This is a genomic window from Paraburkholderia adhaesiva (assembly GCF_021390575.1).
GTDB classification, from domain to species: Bacteria; Pseudomonadota; Gammaproteobacteria; order Burkholderiales; family Burkholderiaceae; genus Paraburkholderia; species Paraburkholderia adhaesiva.
The window spans coordinates 816,142-833,453 of the sequence record NZ_JAJEJQ010000002.1; the positions used below are offsets into that span (position 1 = coordinate 816,142).

14 protein-coding genes are annotated in these 17,312 nt (G+C 61.7%); 10 read left to right on the plus strand and 4 right to left on the minus strand.

The window, feature by feature from the left end; genetic code table 11:
• Positions 1 to 95 precede the first annotated feature (95 nt).
• Positions 96 to 761 (plus strand): FadR/GntR family transcriptional regulator, encoded by a 666-nt coding sequence (locus L0U80_RS19195; protein ID WP_373322230.1) that lies wholly within the window; start codon positions 96 to 98, stop codon positions 759 to 761.
• A gap of 311 nt (positions 762 to 1,072) precedes the next feature.
• Here the strand turns inward: L0U80_RS19195 and phaP are convergent, their stop codons facing one another.
• The gene (gene phaP / locus L0U80_RS19200) at positions 1,073 to 1,630 is read right to left on the minus strand and encodes a phasin family protein (protein ID WP_233868471.1); all 558 of its coding nucleotides are present in this window, start codon (positions 1,628 to 1,630) and stop codon (positions 1,073 to 1,075) included.
• A 418-nt stretch (positions 1,631 to 2,048) separates the two neighbouring features.
• The gene (locus L0U80_RS19205) at positions 2,049 to 3,137 is read right to left on the minus strand and encodes an alpha/beta fold hydrolase (RefSeq protein ID WP_233868474.1); all 1,089 of its coding nucleotides are present in this window, start codon (positions 3,135 to 3,137) and stop codon (positions 2,049 to 2,051) included.
• Positions 3,138 to 3,359: 222 nt separating this feature from the next.
• On the opposite strand from L0U80_RS19205, the gene L0U80_RS19210 reads away from it, so the two are divergent.
• The 8 genes from L0U80_RS19210 (at position 3,360) to cyoD (ending at position 13,738) form a co-directional block, all read left to right on the plus strand.
• On the plus strand, positions 3,360 to 3,974 hold the full coding sequence (locus L0U80_RS19210) for a cytochrome b (protein ID WP_308444870.1): 615 nt from the start codon (positions 3,360 to 3,362) through the stop codon (positions 3,972 to 3,974).
• Between the two features lie 18 nt (positions 3,975 to 3,992).
• Positions 3,993 to 5,456, plus strand: coding sequence for a glycosyltransferase family 2 protein (locus L0U80_RS19215; protein ID WP_233868477.1), 1,464 nt, complete (start codon positions 3,993 to 3,995; stop codon positions 5,454 to 5,456).
• A gap of 537 nt (positions 5,457 to 5,993) precedes the next feature.
• Positions 5,994 to 7,364, plus strand: a complete 1,371-nt coding sequence (locus tag L0U80_RS19220; RefSeq protein WP_233868480.1) for a sugar efflux transporter — start codon at positions 5,994 to 5,996, stop codon at positions 7,362 to 7,364.
• Between the two features lie 615 nt (positions 7,365 to 7,979).
• Entirely contained in the window at positions 7,980 to 9,527 is a 1,548-nt protein-coding gene (locus L0U80_RS19225; RefSeq protein ID WP_233868482.1) for an NADH-quinone oxidoreductase subunit M, read from the plus strand.
• A gap of 338 nt (positions 9,528 to 9,865) precedes the next feature.
• Complete coding sequence (cyoA, locus tag L0U80_RS19230; protein WP_233868485.1) at positions 9,866 to 10,753, plus strand: ubiquinol oxidase subunit II; 888 nt, start codon at positions 9,866 to 9,868, stop codon at positions 10,751 to 10,753.
• A 7-nt stretch (positions 10,754 to 10,760) separates the two neighbouring features.
• Positions 10,761 to 12,797 carry a cytochrome o ubiquinol oxidase subunit I gene (gene cyoB / locus L0U80_RS19235; protein ID WP_233868487.1) on the plus strand — a complete coding sequence of 679 codons (2,037 nt, stop codon included), beginning with the start codon at positions 10,761 to 10,763 and terminating at the stop codon, positions 12,795 to 12,797.
• Positions 12,797 to 13,408: a cytochrome o ubiquinol oxidase subunit III gene (gene cyoC / locus L0U80_RS19240; RefSeq protein ID WP_233868491.1), complete on the plus strand. Its 612-nt coding sequence runs from the start codon at positions 12,797 to 12,799 to the stop codon at positions 13,406 to 13,408. Before cyoB ends, cyoC begins: the two co-directional genes overlap by 1 nt.
• Positions 13,409 to 13,738, plus strand: a complete 330-nt coding sequence (gene cyoD, locus L0U80_RS19245) for a cytochrome o ubiquinol oxidase subunit IV (RefSeq protein ID WP_124149733.1) — start codon at positions 13,409 to 13,411, stop codon at positions 13,736 to 13,738.
• 128 nt (positions 13,739 to 13,866) lie between these two features.
• On the opposite strand, the gene L0U80_RS19250 is transcribed toward cyoD, so the two are convergent.
• Entirely contained in the window at positions 13,867 to 14,517 is a 651-nt protein-coding gene (locus L0U80_RS19250) for an SGNH/GDSL hydrolase family protein (RefSeq protein WP_233868494.1), read from the minus strand.
• A 535-nt stretch (positions 14,518 to 15,052) separates the two neighbouring features.
• Between L0U80_RS19250 and L0U80_RS19255 the strand changes: the two genes are divergently transcribed.
• A complete protein-coding gene (locus L0U80_RS19255) occupies positions 15,053 to 16,150 on the plus strand; it encodes an NADH:flavin oxidoreductase/NADH oxidase (RefSeq protein ID WP_233868497.1) in 1,098 nt (365 codons plus the stop codon).
• A gap of 85 nt (positions 16,151 to 16,235) precedes the next feature.
• Here the strand turns inward: L0U80_RS19255 and adhP are convergent, their stop codons facing one another.
• Positions 16,236 to 17,267, minus strand: coding sequence for an alcohol dehydrogenase AdhP (gene adhP, locus L0U80_RS19260; protein WP_233868500.1), 1,032 nt, complete (start codon positions 17,265 to 17,267; stop codon positions 16,236 to 16,238).
• Positions 17,268 to 17,312: the final 45 nt, after the last annotated feature.

Here is a 17,312-nt window from a genome sequence, read left to right on the forward strand (position 1 = left end):
GCGAGCCTCGGCGTGCAATCTATGACTTACAATTGGGAACAATTCTGACAACTCTGAACGTACGCCTCACCATGGCTGAGCAAAAAGCGCCGAACATGCCGGCGCGAATTTACAGCGATATTCTGAATCGCATCATCGAAGGCGAATACAAGGAAGGGGAACGCCTGCCGACCGAGCACATGCTCGCGGAGCGCTTCTCGACCTCGCGTCCGACCGTGCGTGAAGCACTCGCGCAGCTGCGGGCGGACGGCATCATCGCGACGCGCCATGGTTCAGGAACGACAGTAATGCGGCGCCCCGATCCGGACGTGCGCCGCTTCGCGCCGCTCGAGACGTTGTCGGATATCCGTCGCTGCTATGAGTACCGTGTGGTGGTGGAGTCGGGCGCGGCGGCGCTCGCTGCGCAAAAGGCGGAAGACGTCGATGTCGAAGCCATTCAGCGCGAGTGGGACAACCTGCAGACGATCGTCGAGACCTCGGGGATCGGCGCGAAAGACGACTTCGCGTTTCACCTCGCCGTGACCCGAGCGTCGAAGAATCAGTTCTTTATCACCGCGCTCTCGGCGATCCAGGAGCAGATGGTGTTCAGCATGAACCTCTCGCGCAATCTGTCGCTCGTGAAGTCGATCGAGCGGCAGCGCATCGTCCAGCAAGAGCACCTCGAAGTGCTCGAAGCCGTGCGCGCACGCGATCCCGAACGTGCGTCGCGAGCGATGCGCGAGCATCTCGAACGCGCGGTCAACCGCATGTTCGGTTCCTGACGCGCGGTCTGTCGCGTTTCCGGCGGCGCTGTGCGCAGCGCTCTTCCCGCCACCTTCGGGCTGGGCCAACGTATAGCCTGAATCAGTCGATGCAGCTCATACCGGGCGTGGGCCGCGACGGCGGCCGCATGCCCGCGGACGCTTGCGCCTCAGCAACGATATTCGAAATGGGAAGCGGCGCGAAATTAGCTGCGATGGCTAATGCGTATGTCACGCCCCAAGGGCGTGATCCGGAGTGGGCAGATCGTCACGAGCCAGTTCCGCTTGCGCGGAGCTGGCTCGCCTTTGACGATGCCCGGTAACGCTGAGACTCAGGCAGACTTCGTAACGCGCGAAGCTTGCGCCACGGCCTTCGAAGCGGCATGTGCCGCGTTCTGGAAGTTGCTTTCGGCAATTTCGACAGCTTGCTTTGCTGCCTTGTTCACCGTTTCGTAGGCCGAGCCGGCTGCGTTGAACGCCGACTTGAATGCGGCCACGGCACTTTCCGAGCCAGCCGGCGCGTTCTTCGCAGCGTTGTCGACGAACGATTGTGCAGCGTGTTTTTGTTGCTCGAATTGGGCTTGCGCGGCGAGCGTGAACTCAGCTTGAGCGGCCGACACGACGTCGTAGACCGAGCGACCAAACACAACGGCCTTTTCCGCAGCGGACTGCGCGAAGCTGGCTTGCAGTGCCAGGACAGCTTGCGGATCTTTTGCCGACAGCACGGCTTGCGCGAGCTCCTGGCCTTCGGCGACGGACGAGCGGGCGGTCTGGAGATTCAGTTCGGCGAGTTTGATCGCGCCTTCGATGGCCGTGTTCGTGAGGCCGAAAAATGCTTCGAGGTTGGCTTTCTGGGTAGCGGCGAATTGTTCGGGGGTCGGCAGAGTCATGTCTTCGTTCCTGATGGCGAACCGGGGTGTCCGGTTCCGCTGGGAAAATGAGAAAACTTTCGTATCGATCACCGGTTCGCGGTTTTGTGCGTTGCAGCAATCTGAGGTCATGATAGCGCAATGAAGCAGCGTGTCAAGAAAAATTTGTGCGGCGCACCAAAATCGCAATCGATTGATTTGTATGGAAAATATACCGCACATCGCGACCGGTTTCGGATCGGAAACAGGGTCGAAAGGTGCCGCGCAACGCGGTGCGGATCGGGGGGGCGCCTGTACGCTGCGCGCGGAGCACGACTTCAGGGAAACCGGCGATCTCGCCAGTCGTTTGCTCACTCACGATCGGCGCACGGTACCCGTCAAGAAGGTAGTGGCCGGCCGTTTTGCAGTGACAACCCGCTGACGACGCGGGCCGCTGTGTCTAGCCCGGCCCGCCGCTGCTGTTCAATAGTTCGACCAGATACGGTTTCCACACTTCCGGATGGGCCAGCGTCTGGTGTCCATACGAATGCGCGCTTTCGGGCATTTCGATGTAGCGACCGTGCGGCACCTGCGCGACGAGCTTTTGCATCACGCCGAGATCCGTCGCGTTGATGAGGTCATCGGCGAAATTCACGGCGAAGAGTGGCGCGCGAATCTGCGCAAGCTGCGGTGACGGGTCGTAGTCCCACGACGATTCGAACCAGTAAAGCACGTCGTTGGCATCGTTTTTTGAGGCGTCGGCGTCGAGCGTGTCGTAGAGCTTTGTTGCGGCTGCACGGTTCGGTGCTTGTGTCTGCATGCGCGCGGCATTGCCCGTCATGATCGTGAACACGGGCATCACGCGGGTCCATTGTGTCGGTTGCGCGGTGTAGTCGCCGTCGTGCCAGCCCGGATCGTTCCGGATCGCGCCCGCCACCATCTGCCGCCACAGCCAGTTGCGTCCGGCCATCGGAATCGGCTGGCTCGCGATCGGCATGAGCGCATCGGCCATCGCCGGGTAGCGCTCGCCCCACATCCACGTTTGCATACCGCCCATCGAGGTTCCCAGCACGAGACGCAGATGGTCGATGCCGAGCCCTTCGACGAGCATGCGGTGGTTCGCCTCGATCACGTCGCCATAACCGTAGTTCGGGAAGCGCGCGTGCTGACCGTCGCTCGGCTTGGTCGAGCCGCCGCGCCCGAGGCCATCCGGCATCACGATGAAATAGCGGCTCGCGTCGAGTGGCGCGCCAGGCGCGAACAGTTCGCGCTGGAAGGCCGGCGCAAGATAGGCGCGGCCTGTTCCGGTCGTACCGTGCAGCAGCAGGACGGCATTCGTGGCGTGTCCCTGCGCATCGCGCTGCAGCGTGCCGAGCGTCGTGTAATGGATGCGTACCTCGGGCAATGTAGTGCCGTTCGAGAAGTGGAAGTCGTGCGCGACGAAGTCGCCGCTGACCGGTTGAGGCATCGCCGTATCCTGCGCGGCGTAGACGGGGGAAAGAAGCGTCGCGCAGACGGCGCCGCCGATTACAAACAGCCGGTGAATCACTATGACGTCTCCTTCTTTTTTGTGGTTGTCGTGCGTAGTGTGTGATGCGTTGCGCGTGCTGTATTGCAGTCGTTTTGCTCGAGCATTCCAGCAGATGAACCGCGGCTGGAGGACTTCTGCAGCGGCCGCCGCCACAGCGCATAATGCGGCCATTGCGGGACGCCGGGGAATAAATCACCACCGTCGCCCGTTATCCTCGCTGAATCGTTACGGCACGTCTACGTGAAAAATATCTTTTCCACTGTAAGCATCGACGATGAATCGGCCGCCGCGCAAAAGTACACGCGCGGCGCGATGCTGCTGCACTGGCTGATCGCGCTCCTGATCCTCGCGAATGTCACGCTTGGCCTGACCGTAGCACTGCTGCCGGACGGCACGCTCTCCGACACGGGGATCCGTTTCGTCATTGACACGCACAAGTCGATCGGCATCACCGTGCTGGGTCTCGCGATCGTGCGCGTGCTGTGGCGCATGACGCATCGGCCGCCGCCGCTACCGGCGCAATTTCCGGGCTGGGAACGCGCGGCTGCGCACCTTGCCCACGTCGCGCTGTATGTATTGATCTTCGCGTTGCCGCTCACCGGCTGGCTGCACGATTCCGCGTGGGTCGCGGCGGCCACGCATCCGATGTATCTCTTCGGGTTGGTGCCCTGGCCGCGCATCGGCTTCATCATGCAACTCGATCCGGCCACCAGGGAGCAGTTGCACACGCAGTTCGGCACGTTGCACACGGCGTGCAGCTACGCGCTCTATGGCGTGCTGGCGCTGCACGTGGCAGGTGCGCTCAAACATCAATGGATTGATCGTCATTCGGTGTTGCGCCGGATGATGCCGTGAGCAGTGAAAGGGTACGTCGTGAATAACACGCTTGAAGCAGCGCTCGCTCGCATTTCGCCGCGCATCGCGCCACCGCCTGTGCCGCTCGCGAGCGTCGTGATTCATCTCGGCGTCGTGGCGCTCTGGCTCGTGCTCTTCGCGCGCGCATTCTTTCTGCAGGGCGTCGTTGCGTGGTCAACGGGGATTGCCTATGTCTTCTACGATACCGTGCTGCTGGTGTTCGTTGCGTGGAAGGCTCGCGTGCTGCTGACGCCGGGCCGCATACCCGATGCGGTTGTTGAGGCGGCCCGCAAGCCGACGCTCGGTGTGATCGTTGCGGCGCACAACGAGGCGGCTGTTCTGCCGATCACGTTGGACGCGCTGTTCGCGCAGACGCATCCGCCGCAACAGATCGTGATCGCCGACGATGGCTCGACCGACGGTACGGCGGCGTTGCTCGTCGAGCGATATGGACTCGCCGATCCGGGCGAAGGGCAACTCAGCGCGCCATCTGCGCGATATCCAAATCTGCGCTGGCTGAAGCTTCCGCACGGCGGCAAGGCGCGTGCGCTGAACGCGGCATTGATTGCAGTCGACACCGATACGCTCATGACAGTCGATGCAGATACGTTGCTCGACCCCGATGCCTGCGCGGCGATGGTCGACGCTTTCGGCCGTGATCCCGCGCTCGTGGCAGCGGCGGGCCTGCTTTCGCCTGTGTGCAACAAATCGCTGAGCGGCCGCTTTTTCCAGTGGTTCCAGACCTACGAGTACATCCGCAATTTCATCTCGCGCTTCGCGTGGATGCGCGCGGACAGTCTGCTGCTGGTGTCGGGGGCGTTTGCGTGTTTTCGTCGCGACGCCGTGATGGCGGTCGGCGGTTTCGATCCGCATTGTCTTGTCGAGGACTACGAACTGATTCATCGCCTGCGCCTCTATTCTGCGCGCGAGCGACTCGGCTGGGACGTTCGCGTGATAGGGGCGGCCCGCGCGCGAACGGACGCGCCCGGAACGCTCGTGAGTTTCCTGCGCCAGCGGCGCCGGTGGTTCGCAGGCTTCCTGCAGACGCAGTACTGGTATCGCGACATGACAGGCAATCCGCGATACGGCAAGCTCGGCCTTATGATGCTGCCGGTCAAGGCGTTCGATACGATGCAGCCAATTTATGGACTCACGGCCTTTGCGCTACTGCTGGGCTTCCTCTTTGCCGGCGACTACACGATCGTGTTGCCGGTGCTCGGTGTGATTGTCGGGAAGATCGTCATCGATCTCGCGTTTCATCTGTATTCCGTGCACCTGTATCGGCGCTGGAGCGGCGACCGCGCGAGTTCAAGCTTCGGCATGGCATTGCTGGCCGCCATTGTCGAGCCGTTTTCATTCCAGTTGATGCGCCACAGCGGCGCGGCACTCGGCTGGTTCCACTTTCTGCTGGGTCGCCGCAAGTGGGGTGTGCAGGAGCGGACTGGCCTGAATGGGCGAGGCGACACCGTCCCGTTACGATGAGCCCGCACAGCCGGCGGGCGATGTCACGAGCGTGCTGAATCTGGCCTGCGTGCGGCGACTGCCGGGCATGGCAGCCATGGTTGCGCAAAGGAAACTTGCGATTCGACGCGGCGGGTGCAGGCACTAAAGTGCCAGTCCGATCAAGGAGTTGGCGCGATGGCGGTGCGGTTATCAACAGGCTTGTGCACGGAATCTGTGGACAACCTGGCCGGCACGGTCAGTGCCTGTCGCGGTGCATTCGGGAGGACTTCGTTTCCGATCAGGGACTTGGCCTCGCTATCCAGGTGTTACCCACAGGGCTGTCCAGAGAAACTGTGAATAACCTGGTCCGCCAGGTTCGCAATTGTCCCGGACACGCGACCACACTCCCGGACTTCGCAAAGCACCGCCGCGCAACGAGCACACGCTCCAGATACTGGCGTATCGTTGCGCTTCCTTGCACGATTTCACGATCCCACTCGATAATCGCGGTCGATAGGGCCTTCATGCGACACGGTGCGGGCCGACCACTCACTTCCCGCAACTCTCCGCCGCGCCGTGCTCAACAACTCGCGCTTTGCTGGTCTACTCCGTATCCCAGGCTTCCTTCCGCTCGCTGGCGCGACCCTCATGTTAGGCGTGGCGATGTCCTTTACGGCGCCTTATCTGTCGCTGTTCGGCATCGAGCGTGCAGGCATGACGCCGTTCAGGCTTGGCATATTCATGACCGCGATCGCGACGAGCGGCGTCATCGCCAGCACGGCCGCCGGCCGTTTCAGCGACGCGACCGGCAAGCATCGCATGCTGCTGCTCGTGTCACTCGGCGCGGCGACGCTTGGCTATCTGAGTCTGTGCGTCGTGCGCGACTACCGGTTGCTGCTCGCGGTTGGCGTCGCGTTTATCGGTGCGGGCGGCTGCGCGCTTTCGCTGGTTTTCTCGTTCAGCCGCGCGGCGCTGCCCGCTGCGGACGATGCCGAGCGCACGTTCGCCAGCGCAACATTGCGCACGATTCTCTCGGCGGCGTGGGTGTTTGGTCCGGCGGTCGGCGCGCTCGTTCTAGCGGCCGCCGGGTTTTACGGCCTGTTCCTGTTCGCCGCCGCGAGTTTTGCTGCGTGCGGTGCGATTGTGTGGCGCATGCGCGAGCCGCGCACCGACGAGCATGCTTCCCAGCACCTGATGCCACGTCCCACGGCCCGGTCGGTCGAGCTGGACACAGCCGACATGGCGCAGCACGCGGGCCAGCCGCTCACGCAGGCCGAAGTGCAGCCGGTCAATCCGCCGGACCTCGCACGCGCCGCACGGGGACAACGTGTGCGCGCGCCCGAGGAGGTGTCGTCGGACGGGATCATGCGCGCGGTCGTTGCGCTGACGCTGATTGGTCTCGCGGCTAATGCAACGATGATCGTGTTGCCGCTCTATATCGTTCACGGGTTGCACGGCACGCGGCTTGACGTCTCGATCATGCTGGGCCTTGGCGCGTTCATGGAGATTCCGATGATGCTCGCGCTGGGCGCGCGCGCCTCCGTGCTGAACAAGCCGCGCTGGCTCGCCGCGTGCGCGGTCGTGCATGCGGTTTACTTCGTGGCGATGTCTGCAGCGCCGGGCGTCAATGCGCTGATTCCGATGCAGATACTCAACGCGTTCGTCGTGGCCGTGACTTCGTGCCTTGGGATGACCTACGTGCAGGACCTCATGCCCTCGACGCCGGGACGCGCGACGGCGTTGTTTTTCAATGCGGCCCGGCTCGGGTCGATCCTGTCGGGCGTGCTTTCGGGGATGCTCGTGCAGGCGTTCGGCTATCGCGGCACATTCCTGTTCTGTGGCTTGCTCGCTGTATGTGCCCTCATATTGTTTGCCGTGCGAGGCGAACACTATCCGAAGATCGCGCGCGCCGCGCGGCAGTTTCTGCGCGAGCGTACCAGCCGCTAGTCCGTGCGCGGAATTGAGCGAGGTCAAATTTACCAATTTGCAGAATGGACCCTTCCTGGTGCGCTGGTTAATCCAGATTTTGGAAGGGGGTAAAGTCCCAACTACTTGCGTAATGCAATCCCTGACGCATAGTGAGAGTTCAGCCCCGGCCAGACGATGGCTGGGGCTTTTTTTCGCCCAGCGAGGCGATGAGCGGGGCGAATAGCAGTTGACTTTGCAAGTTATTTAACAGAAAGCAACAAGTAAGGTATTATTCGGCCCGCTCCGCGGCCACGGGTGCCTCGCGTGAGCAAGTTAGAACACTTGGACCGCCAGTCTGCTGGTACAAATTGCCGCGTAAGCGCGCAGATGTCGTTTTTCATGAACATGAGAAGTCAAATAAAAACAATGATTTGAGTCAACGTCTGATCTGGCTTGTATTGTTGCGCTGCAAAACTTCCCCATTCCGTTTACCCTCGTAAACCCTTGAGCGTGTGTGGTTCTTTGCCGCAAGGCTGACAAATTCATTTCAGCCTGTCTGGCCCGAATTTCATCCCTCGAATTCCTTTCATTTATCTTTCGCTCCTTTCGGCGCGAAGGCGCATTATTTGCTGAGCATTTGTAAGGTCTTGTGAAATGCAATCCGTCCCGTTACTGAGTCTGGCGATCTGGATTCCCATCCTGTTCGGTGCGGCCGTGCTGCGCCTCGGGTCCGATCGTCACCCGCAGCGCACGCGCTGGCTGGCGCTCATCGGCGCCGTCGTCGGTCTGCTGCTGACCCTGCCGCTGATCACCGGCTTCGACAACCATGTTGCGGCCATGCAGTTCGTCGAGTACCGCGACTGGCTGCCGGAGTTCGGCGTGGCGATGCGTCTCGGGATCGATGGCATTTCGCTGTGGCTCGTCGTGCTGACCGCATTCACGACGCTCGTGATCGTGATTGCGTCGTGGAAGTCGATCAACGTGCGCGTCGCCCAGTATTTCGGCGCGTTCCTGATCCTCTCGGGGCTGATGGTCGGCACCTTTGCAGCGACCGACGGCATGCTGTTCTTCGTCTTCTTCGAGGCCACGCTGATCCCGCTGTATCTGCTGATCGGTACGTGGGGCAACGAGCGTCGCACCTATGCTGCGGTGAAATTCTTCTTTTTCTCGCTCGCCGGCTCGCTGCTGATGCTCGTGTCGATGCTGTACCTCTACAGCCAGTCGCACACGTTCGACATGTCCGTGTGGCACGAACTGCAACTCGGCTTCCTGCCGCAGCTTTTCGTTTTCATTGGCTTCTTCGCGGCCTTCGCAGTGAAGGTGCCGATGTGGCCGTTCCACACGTGGCTGCCCGACGTCCACCTCGAAGCGCCGACCGGTGCCACCGTGATGCTCGCGATGCTCAAGCTGGGCGGCTACGGCTTTCTGCGCTTCACGCTGCCGATCACGCCGGATGCCGCGCACTTCTTCTCGCCGGCCATCATCGCGCTGTCGCTCGTTGCGGTGATCTACGCGAGCCTGCTCGCGCTGGCGCAAACCGACATGACCAAGCTGCTCGCGTACTCGACCGTCGCGCACATGGGCCTCGTCACGCTCGGTCTCTTCCTGTTCAACCAGATCGGCACCGAAGGCGCGATCGTGCAGATGATCTCGTACGGCTTCGTGTCGGGCGCGATGCTGCTGTCGATCGGCGTGCTGTTCGACCGCACGAAAACGCGCTCGATCGCGGATTACGGCGGCGTCGTCAACACGATGCCGCGCTACGCCGCGTTCCTGATGCTGTTCGCGATGGCCAACCTCGGCCTGCCCGGCACGTCGGGCTTCGTGGGCGAATTCATGGTCATCATGGGCGCGATCCGCGTGAATTTCTGGATCGGCGCGGTGGCCGCGACGACCGTCATTCTGAGCGCGGCGTACACCTTGTGGATGTACAAGCGCGCGATCTTCGGCGCGGTGGCGAACAAGACCGTGGCGAAGCTGACCGACATCGGCGCCCGCGAATCGTTGATCTTTGTTTCGCTCGCAGCGCTGGTGCTCGGGATGGGCGTCTATCCGAAGCCCTTCACCGATGCGATCGAAGTCTCGGCGGCGAATCTCGTCACGCAGGCGGGACGCTCGAAGCAGCCGTCGGATGGTGGTGCACCTGCCGATGCAGTGCGCGCCGGCACGGATATCCACGCGCAGCACTCGCCGACGACGTAATCACCCAGGTTTTACCGCGCACGCGCTATGCCGCATCGTGAGATGGGGCAGGGTACGTGTGTGTGCATAAAAAGGTTGCGAACGCAACTCTAAAAAATTGCCGCACTGAATCTGCGGCGAACGGACGCAGGACCCGGTGTGCTGGGGCTCGTCAGGTGCGGCGACGTGCGTCTGTTTTGTGCGACATAGTGTCTCAGCGTCGTTTTGGCAAGGATCAATTTACGCAATCGTTGATTGTTTTTTATCAAAGCGGCTGTATGATTCGGGCGCGCTTTCTTTGCGTGACGTCAGGGAATGTGCCCGAGACTACTCAATGAATTGAAATTCAGGCAAACGTGATGAAAAGAACGACCTTGAAAAGGTTATTGCTTCCCGTCGCAGCCGGACTGGCCGCGTGCCTTTCGGGGTGCAACATGGAAATTCTCGACCCCAAAGGCAGCATCGGGGTAGCCGAGAAGCAACTGATCGCAACCTCCACCTTCGTGATGTTGATCGTGGTGGTTCCCGTGATCCTGCTGACGCTGTGGTTCGCTTACCGCTATCGCGCGTCGAACCGCAACGCCACGTACGCACCGAAATGGGCGCACTCCACGGCCATCGAAATCGTGGTCTGGACCATTCCCGCGCTGATCATCCTGTTCCTCGGCATCCTCACCTGGAGGAGCACGCACGAGCTCGATCCGTACAAGCCGCTCGAGTCGAACGTGAAGCCGATCAACGTCGAAGTCGTCGCGCTCGACTGGAAGTGGCTCTTCATCTATCCGGACCTCGGCATCGCGTCGGTGAACCAGCTGGCTGTGCCGGTCGGTACGCCCGTGAATTTCCGCATCACGTCGGACTCGGTGATGAACTCGTTCTTCATTCCGCAACTCGGCACGCAGGTCTACGCGATGGCGGGCATGCAGACGCGCCTGCACCTGATCGCGGATGAGGCTGGCACGTACCAGGGCCTATCGGCGAACTTCAGCGGCAAGGGCTTCTCGGACATGAAATTCAACACGCTCGCGACGAACCAGCAGGATTTCGACGCGTGGGTCAAGAAAGTGAAGGCGTCGTCGACGCAACTGTCGATGGATCAATACTCGACGGTCGCACAACCGAGCGAGAAGGCACCGGTTCAGTACTTCTCGACGGTCGATCCGAAGCTCTTCACCAACATCATCGCGAAGTACAACAACGGCCACGTCACCGAATTCGACGACGCGTCGTGCGGTACGAAGGGGTAAAGCAAGCATGTTCGGCAAACTAACACTGGATGCGATTCCGTACCACGAGCCAATCATCGTGGTGACGGCGATCGCGATGGCGCTCGGCGGGGCAGGATTGTTCGGCCTGATCACTTACTTCGGTAAGTGGAAATATCTCTGGACGGAGTGGCTGACGAGCGTCGACCACAAGCGTCTGGGCGTGATGTACATCGTCCTCGCGATCGTCATGCTGGTCCGCGGTTTCGCGGACGCGATCATGATGCGCACGCAGCTCGCGCTCGCGTACAACGCGCCGGGCTACCTGCCGCCGCACCATTACGACCAGATCTTCACGGCGCACGGCGTCATCATGATCTTCTTCTTCGCGATGGCGTTCATGGTCGGCCTGATGAACATCATCGTGCCGCTGCAGATCGGCGCACGCGACGTGGCGTTTCCATTCCTCAACAACCTGTCGTTCTGGATGACGGCTGTTGGCGCGGTCCTGATGATGATCTCGCTCGTCATCGGCGAATTCGCGCAGGTGGGCTGGCTCGCGTATCCGCCGCTTTCGGAGCTTGCGTACAGTCCGGGCGTGGGGGTCGACTATTACATCTGGGCACTGCAGATTTCGGGCGTAGGCACGCTGCTGACCGGCGTGAACTTCTTCGTCACGATCATCAAGATGCGCGCTCCCGGCATGACGATGATGAAGATGCCGGTGTTCACGTGGACGGCGCTGTGCACGAACGTGCTGATCATGGCCTCGTTCCCGATCCTGACCGTGGCGCTCGCGCTGCTCGGCCTCGATCGTTACCTCGGCATGCACTTCTTCACGAACGATGCCGGCGGCAACCAGATGATGTACCTGAACCTGATCTGGGCTTGGGGTCACCCTGAGGTGTACATCCTCGTCCTGCCGGCGTTCGGTATCTTCTCGGAAGTCGTTTCGACCTTCGCCAAGAAGCCGCTGTTCGGCTACAAGACGATGGTGTGGGCGACCTGCGCGATCATGGTGCTGGCGTTCCTCGTGTGGCTGCACCACTTCTTCACGATGGGTTCGGGCGCCGACGTCAATGCGTTCTTCGGCATCATGACGATGATCATCGCGATCCCGACGGGCGTGAAGATCTTCAACTGGCTGTTCACGATCTACCGTGGCCGTCTGGAATTCTCGACGCCCATCCTGTGGACGATCGGCTTCATGGTCACGTTCACGATCGGCGGCATGACCGGCGTGATGCTGGCGATCCCGGGCGCGGACTTTGTGCTGCACAACTCGCTGTTCCTGATCGCGCACTTCCACAACGTGATCATCGGCGGCGTGGTGTTCGGTTACCTGGCCGGCATGAACTTCTGGTTCCCGAAGGTCTTCGGCTTCAAGCTCAACGAAAAGCTCGGCAAGCGCGCGTTCTGGTTCTGGCTCTCGGGCTTCTATGTCGCGTTCACGCCGCTGTATGTGCTCGGCTTCATGGGCGCAACCCGCCGTCTGAACCACTACGACAACGCTGCATGGCATCCGTGGATGGTCATCGCCTGGTTCGGCGCTGTGCTCGTGCTGATCGGTATCGCTCACCAACTGCTGCAACTGTACGTTTCGATCCGCGATCGCAACCTGCCGGAAAACCGCGACCTGACGGGCGATCCGTGGGGCGGTCGTACGCTGGAATGGTCGATCTCGTCGCCGCCGCCGTCGTATAACTTCCCGGTGATCCCGCACGTGAGCGAACTCGACGAATTCGCGCACATGAAGGAAACGGGCCGTGAAACGCCGGACGTGGCGAATACGAAGTACTTCGACATCCACATGCCGTCGAACACGAGCGCCGGCATCCTGATCGGTGCATTCAGCCTCGTGCTGAGCTTCGCAGGCATCTGGCACATCTGGTGGCTGGCTATCCTCGGTTTTGCCGGCATCATCGCCACGGCAATCGCGTACAGCTTCCAGAAGAACGAAGGCTTTTACATCCCGGCCGCCAAGGTCCGGGCAGATGAAGAACTGCGCAACCGCGCACTCGTCAAGGCGTTTGCGGGCAAGCAGCGCAGTGGCATGGTTGACGAAGAAGCACTGGAGGCCAACTGATGTTGCAGAAAACAAGTGCGGCCGCGCTGGCGGAGCACGATCACCACGATCACCCGCCGTCGCATTCGGTCTTCGGCTTCTGGCTGTACCTGATGACGGACTGCATCATCTTCGGCACGCTGTTCGCAGTGTTCGCCGTGATGCAGAACCAGTTTGCAGGCGGCCCGACGGGCAAGGACCTGTTCGATATTCCCGGCGTTGCGCTGGAAACGGCAGTGCTGCTGATTTCGAGCATCACGTACGGCTTCGCGATGATCGGCGCGCACAAGCAGCGCACCGGTCAGGTGCTGTTCTGGCTGGCCGTCACGTTCCTGTGCGGTGCGACGTTCCTGTACTTCGAACTGCATGAATTCGCAGGCCTGATCGCCGAAGGCAATGGCCCGGGCCGTAGCGCGTTCCTGTCGGCGTTCTTCACGCTGGTCGCGACGCACGGTATCCACGTGACGTTCGGCATGCTGTGGATGATCGTCCTGATGGTGCAGATCGTGAAGGCGCCGTCGCTGGGCGAGCGCGAACTGCGCCGCCTGACGTGCCTGAGCCTCTTCTGGCACTTCCTGGACATCGTCTGGATCTGCGTGTTCTCTTTTGTTTATCTTGCGAGCGTGATCTAAATGAGTGCTCATTCCATCCACGAAGAAGATAGCCACGGCAGCCTCGGCAGCTATCTGGCGGGTTTCGTCCTGGCAGTGGTGCTCACGGCCGCTTCGTTCTGGCTTGTGCTGCATGGCGGATTTCCGCGCGAGACGGCACTGCTCGGTCTCGCCGTGCTGGCTGCGGTGCAGATCGTGGTCCACCTCGTGTTCTTCCTGCATATGAACACGTCGTCGACCCAGCGCTGGAACGTGACCGCATTCGGCTTCACGGTGTTGACGGTGCTGATCGTCATCGTCGGTACGCTGTGGGTCATGCACAACGTCACCATGCAAATGATGTCGCGTTAAGCGTCATTGTTTCGGATCGTGCGCTTCGCGTTGGCGGAGTGCGCGAACGAAAAACGCCGCCTGGGCTGCTGCCCCGGCGGCGTTTTTCATTGAGGCGTGTCGTTTCGCTTCGGAAAAGGGGAAAAGTTTCAGGCGCCGAAGCGCTGGCGCAGGAGTTCGGCGATGACAATGCCCAGGCGGTGGTGCTGTTCGGCTTCGTAGTGGACGCCGTCGGTAGAGCTCACCGTGGCGATATCGCCGGCGTCGAGAAATGCCGAGCCGAACTTCACCGCGACGCGTTCGTAGAGCGGCCCGAGCAGCCGCGATTTCGCTGCGCCGCCGGTGAAGATTTCGCCGAGGAAACCCACTTCGTCGATCGGCGAAGGCGCCATCAACAGGACGTGCGGCGTGGTGCCGCCAGGACCTGCGTGGCAGGCAACCAGCGTTTCAAGCAGCAGTGAAACCGAGGCTGCGATATCGGCTGGCGTGACGGAGAAGCGCGCCTTGAGATCGTTGGTGCCGAGCATCAGCACGACGATGTCGACGGGCAACTGACTTTCGAGGCACGCGCGCAGGTAGTTGAGCCCATTCTTGTGTTGACCCTGGATCGGGTCGTCGTGGACGGTGGTGCGCCCGGGCAGTCCTTCTTCGATGACGCTCCAGTCATCGCCGAGCACTGCCTGAAGCACGCCGGGCCAGCGGTCCGTGGGGCCAAAGCGTTCGAATACGCCGGGCTGCGTGAGCGGTTTGGTGCCGTGTGTGTTGGAATCGCCGAAACAGAGCAGGGTGCGGGACGCCATGAGTTCCTCGCTTGCTAATGAGTTGACTTGCCGATCCGGAACCCAGATGGCGCATGACAGGTGCCGTCAGGTGCGGGAATGCGATGTCCGACTTTATGCGATTTTCTGGCGACTCGGCTAGTATGCGCATGCTGTAACCGATGGCCTGTTGATCACCAGGCAGAATTTGGCATCCTCGGAGCCTCGTGGACGAGGCTCTGTTCGCGGCACTGCGCCGCGCATGATCGTGTGCAAACGCGTCCGCTCCGGTACGGCTGCGTGTTCGCGCATTCAAGCGGACCAGTGCTTCGAGGCGCGGTACAAGGCCGCGGCCAGGAGCATTCTGCGCGCGCTACCGTCGAACGAATCAAAGGGCGAGATCGAATGCGCTGGGTGCGCACTATCTCGCCCGTTTTCCTTATTCCGATCGGCAACCTGTCGCTTCGCTCGTGAAGCGGCACAGCGGCTTTGCGCTGCCGAATGGAAATACCGGATTTTTTCAACCTGGCGCGGGCATCGCGTTTGCCGCGGCCTGCGTCCACCAGGAGGGCAGTTGATGTCCGCATTGTTCGAACCGTTCAAGCTCAAAGATGTATCCCTGCGCAACCGTATCGCGGTGCCGCCGATGTGTCAGTACATGGCCGTCGATGGCGTCATCAACGACTGGCACCATGTGCACCTCGCACAGATCGCGCGCGGCGGTGCGGGCCTCGTGATCGTCGAGGCTACTGCGGTGTCGCCGGAAGGCCGCATCACGCCGGGGTGTGCCGGTTTGTGGAATGACGCGCAGGGGCAGGCATTCGCGCCAACTGTGGCAGCAATCAAGGCAGCGGGCGCGGTACCGGGCATCCAGATCGCACACGCGGGCCGCAAGGCGAGCGCGAACCGCCCCTGGGAGGGCGACGACCATATTTCCGAAGGGGACCCGCGCGGCTGGCAGACGATTGCTCCGTCCGCGATCGCGTTCGGCGCTCATCTGCCGAAGGTGCCGAAGGCGATGACGCTCGACGACATCGCCCGCGTGCGCGACGACTTCGTTGCGGCGGCGAAGCGCGCGCTGGCGGCGGGCTTCGAGTGGCTCGAACTGCATTTTGCCCATGGCTATCTCGGACAGAGCTTTTTCTCGCCACACTCGAATCAACGCAACGATGCGTATGGCGGCAGCCTCGAAAATCGCAGTCGTTTCCTGCTGGAAACGCTGGCAGCGGTGCGAAAAGTCTGGCCGGAGCATCTGCCGCTGACTGCACGATTCGGTGTGATCGAGTACGACGGCCGCGATGAGCAAACGCTCGCTGAATCGATCGAACTGGCGAAGGGGTTCAAGCGAGAAGGGCTCGACATGCTGAGCGTGAGCGTGGGCTTTTCGACACCGACCGCACAAATCCCGTGGGCGCCCGCGTTCCTTGCGCCGATTGCGCAGAAAGTGCGCCGTGCCGTCGGCATGCCAGTCGCTTCCGCGTGGGGTATCGACACGCCCGCGCTCGCCGAACGGTCGGTGGCTTCGGAGCAGCTGGACCTGGTGATGGTGGGCCGCGCACATCTCGCGAATCCGCATTGGCCGTATTACGCGGCGCGCGAACTGGGCGTTGAGCGCGCGTCGTGGACCTTGCCCGCGCCGTACGCGCACTGGCTTGAGCGTTACAAGGTCGGCTGATCTTTGCCGATACGAAAAACTGAACCGGGCGGGCACCGCGAAGCGGCCCCGCGCGGTTTTCCATTCGCAAATAATCGCAGGCGGTTCAGCCGCCGGCCATGTCGAGCACCACGCGGCCCTCGATTTCGCCGCGCTCCATGCGGGCGAAAATGTCATTGATATTGCCGAGCTTGTCGGTGCTGACGGTCGCCTTCACCTTGCCTTCCTGCGCGAACATCAGCGACTCCTCGAGATCCAGCCGCGTGCCGACAATCGAGCCGCGCACCGTCACGCCGCCTAGGACCATGTCGAAGATCGGCAGCGGAAAATCGCCGGGTGGCAGCCCCGTCAGCGATACAGTCCCGCCACGGCGTACCATGCCGAGCGCCTGCGAGAACGCGACCGTCGAAACTGCGGTTACGAGCACGCCGTGCGCGCCGCCGATTTCCTTTTTAAGCCAGGCTGCAGGATCCGTCGTTTTCGCGTTCACCGTCACCGTGGCGCCCAGACGCTTCGCGAGTTCGAGTTTCGCATCGTCAACGTCCACCGCGGCGACGTTAAGTCCCATCGCGCGGGCATATTGAACGGCCATGTGCCCGAGGCCGCCCACACCCGAAATCACGACCCAGTTGCCGGGTCGCGTGTCGGTCATCTTCAGCCCCTTGTAAACCGTGACGCCCGCGCAGAGCACCGGCGCCACCTCAATGAAGTCAACGTTCTTCGGCAATAGCCCCACATAGTTCGCGTCGGCCTTTACATACTGGGCGAAGCTGCCGTTTACCGAATAGCCCGTGTTCTGCTGCTGTTCGCACAGCGTTTCCCAGCCACCGAGACAATGCTCGCAATGACCGCATGCTGTATAGAGCCACGGGATGCCGACACGGTCACCTTCCTTGACGCGCGTGACGCCGCTGCCGACGCCCACGACGTAGCCAACGCCCTCGTGTCCCGGGATGAATGGCGGTTGCGGCTTGACGGGCCAGTCACCGCTGGCCGCATGCAAATCGGTGTGGCAGACGCCACACGCCTCGACTTTCACGAGCAACTCGCCGGGTCCTGGTGTCGGGACTGCGACCTCCTCGAGGACAAGAGGTTGCCGGAAGGCGCGTACCACTGCGGCTTGCATCGTCTGGCTCATGGTCTGGCTCCTGAGTGGCGGCACGCGCGCGGGTGCAAGGCGCAT

What these genes read in the sequence shown, in the direction of transcription:
- cyoC (WP_233868491.1), top strand. Translation starts at nt 12,797, where the DNA reads ATGTTGCAGAAAACAAGTGCGGCCGCGCTGGCGGAGCACGATCACCAC.
- cyoD (WP_124149733.1), top strand. Translation starts at nt 13,409, where the DNA reads ATGAGTGCTCATTCCATCCACGAAGAAGATAGCCACGGCAGCCTCGGC.
- cyoB (WP_233868487.1), top strand. Translation starts at nt 10,761, where the DNA reads ATGTTCGGCAAACTAACACTGGATGCGATTCCGTACCACGAGCCAATC.
- L0U80_RS19225 (WP_233868482.1), top strand. Translation starts at nt 7,980, where the DNA reads ATGCAATCCGTCCCGTTACTGAGTCTGGCGATCTGGATTCCCATCCTG.
- cyoA (WP_233868485.1), top strand. Translation starts at nt 9,866, where the DNA reads ATGAAAAGAACGACCTTGAAAAGGTTATTGCTTCCCGTCGCAGCCGGA.
- L0U80_RS19195 (WP_373322230.1), top strand. Translation starts at nt 96, where the DNA reads ATGCCGGCGCGAATTTACAGCGATATTCTGAATCGCATCATCGAAGGC.
- adhP (WP_233868500.1), bottom strand. Translation starts at nt 17,267, where the DNA reads ATGAGCCAGACGATGCAAGCCGCAGTGGTACGCGCCTTCCGGCAACCT.
- phaP (WP_233868471.1), bottom strand. Translation starts at nt 1,630, where the DNA reads ATGACTCTGCCGACCCCCGAACAATTCGCCGCTACCCAGAAAGCCAAC.
- L0U80_RS19250 (WP_233868494.1), bottom strand. Translation starts at nt 14,517, where the DNA reads ATGGCGTCCCGCACCCTGCTCTGTTTCGGCGATTCCAACACACACGGC.
- L0U80_RS19255 (WP_233868497.1), top strand. Translation starts at nt 15,053, where the DNA reads ATGTCCGCATTGTTCGAACCGTTCAAGCTCAAAGATGTATCCCTGCGC.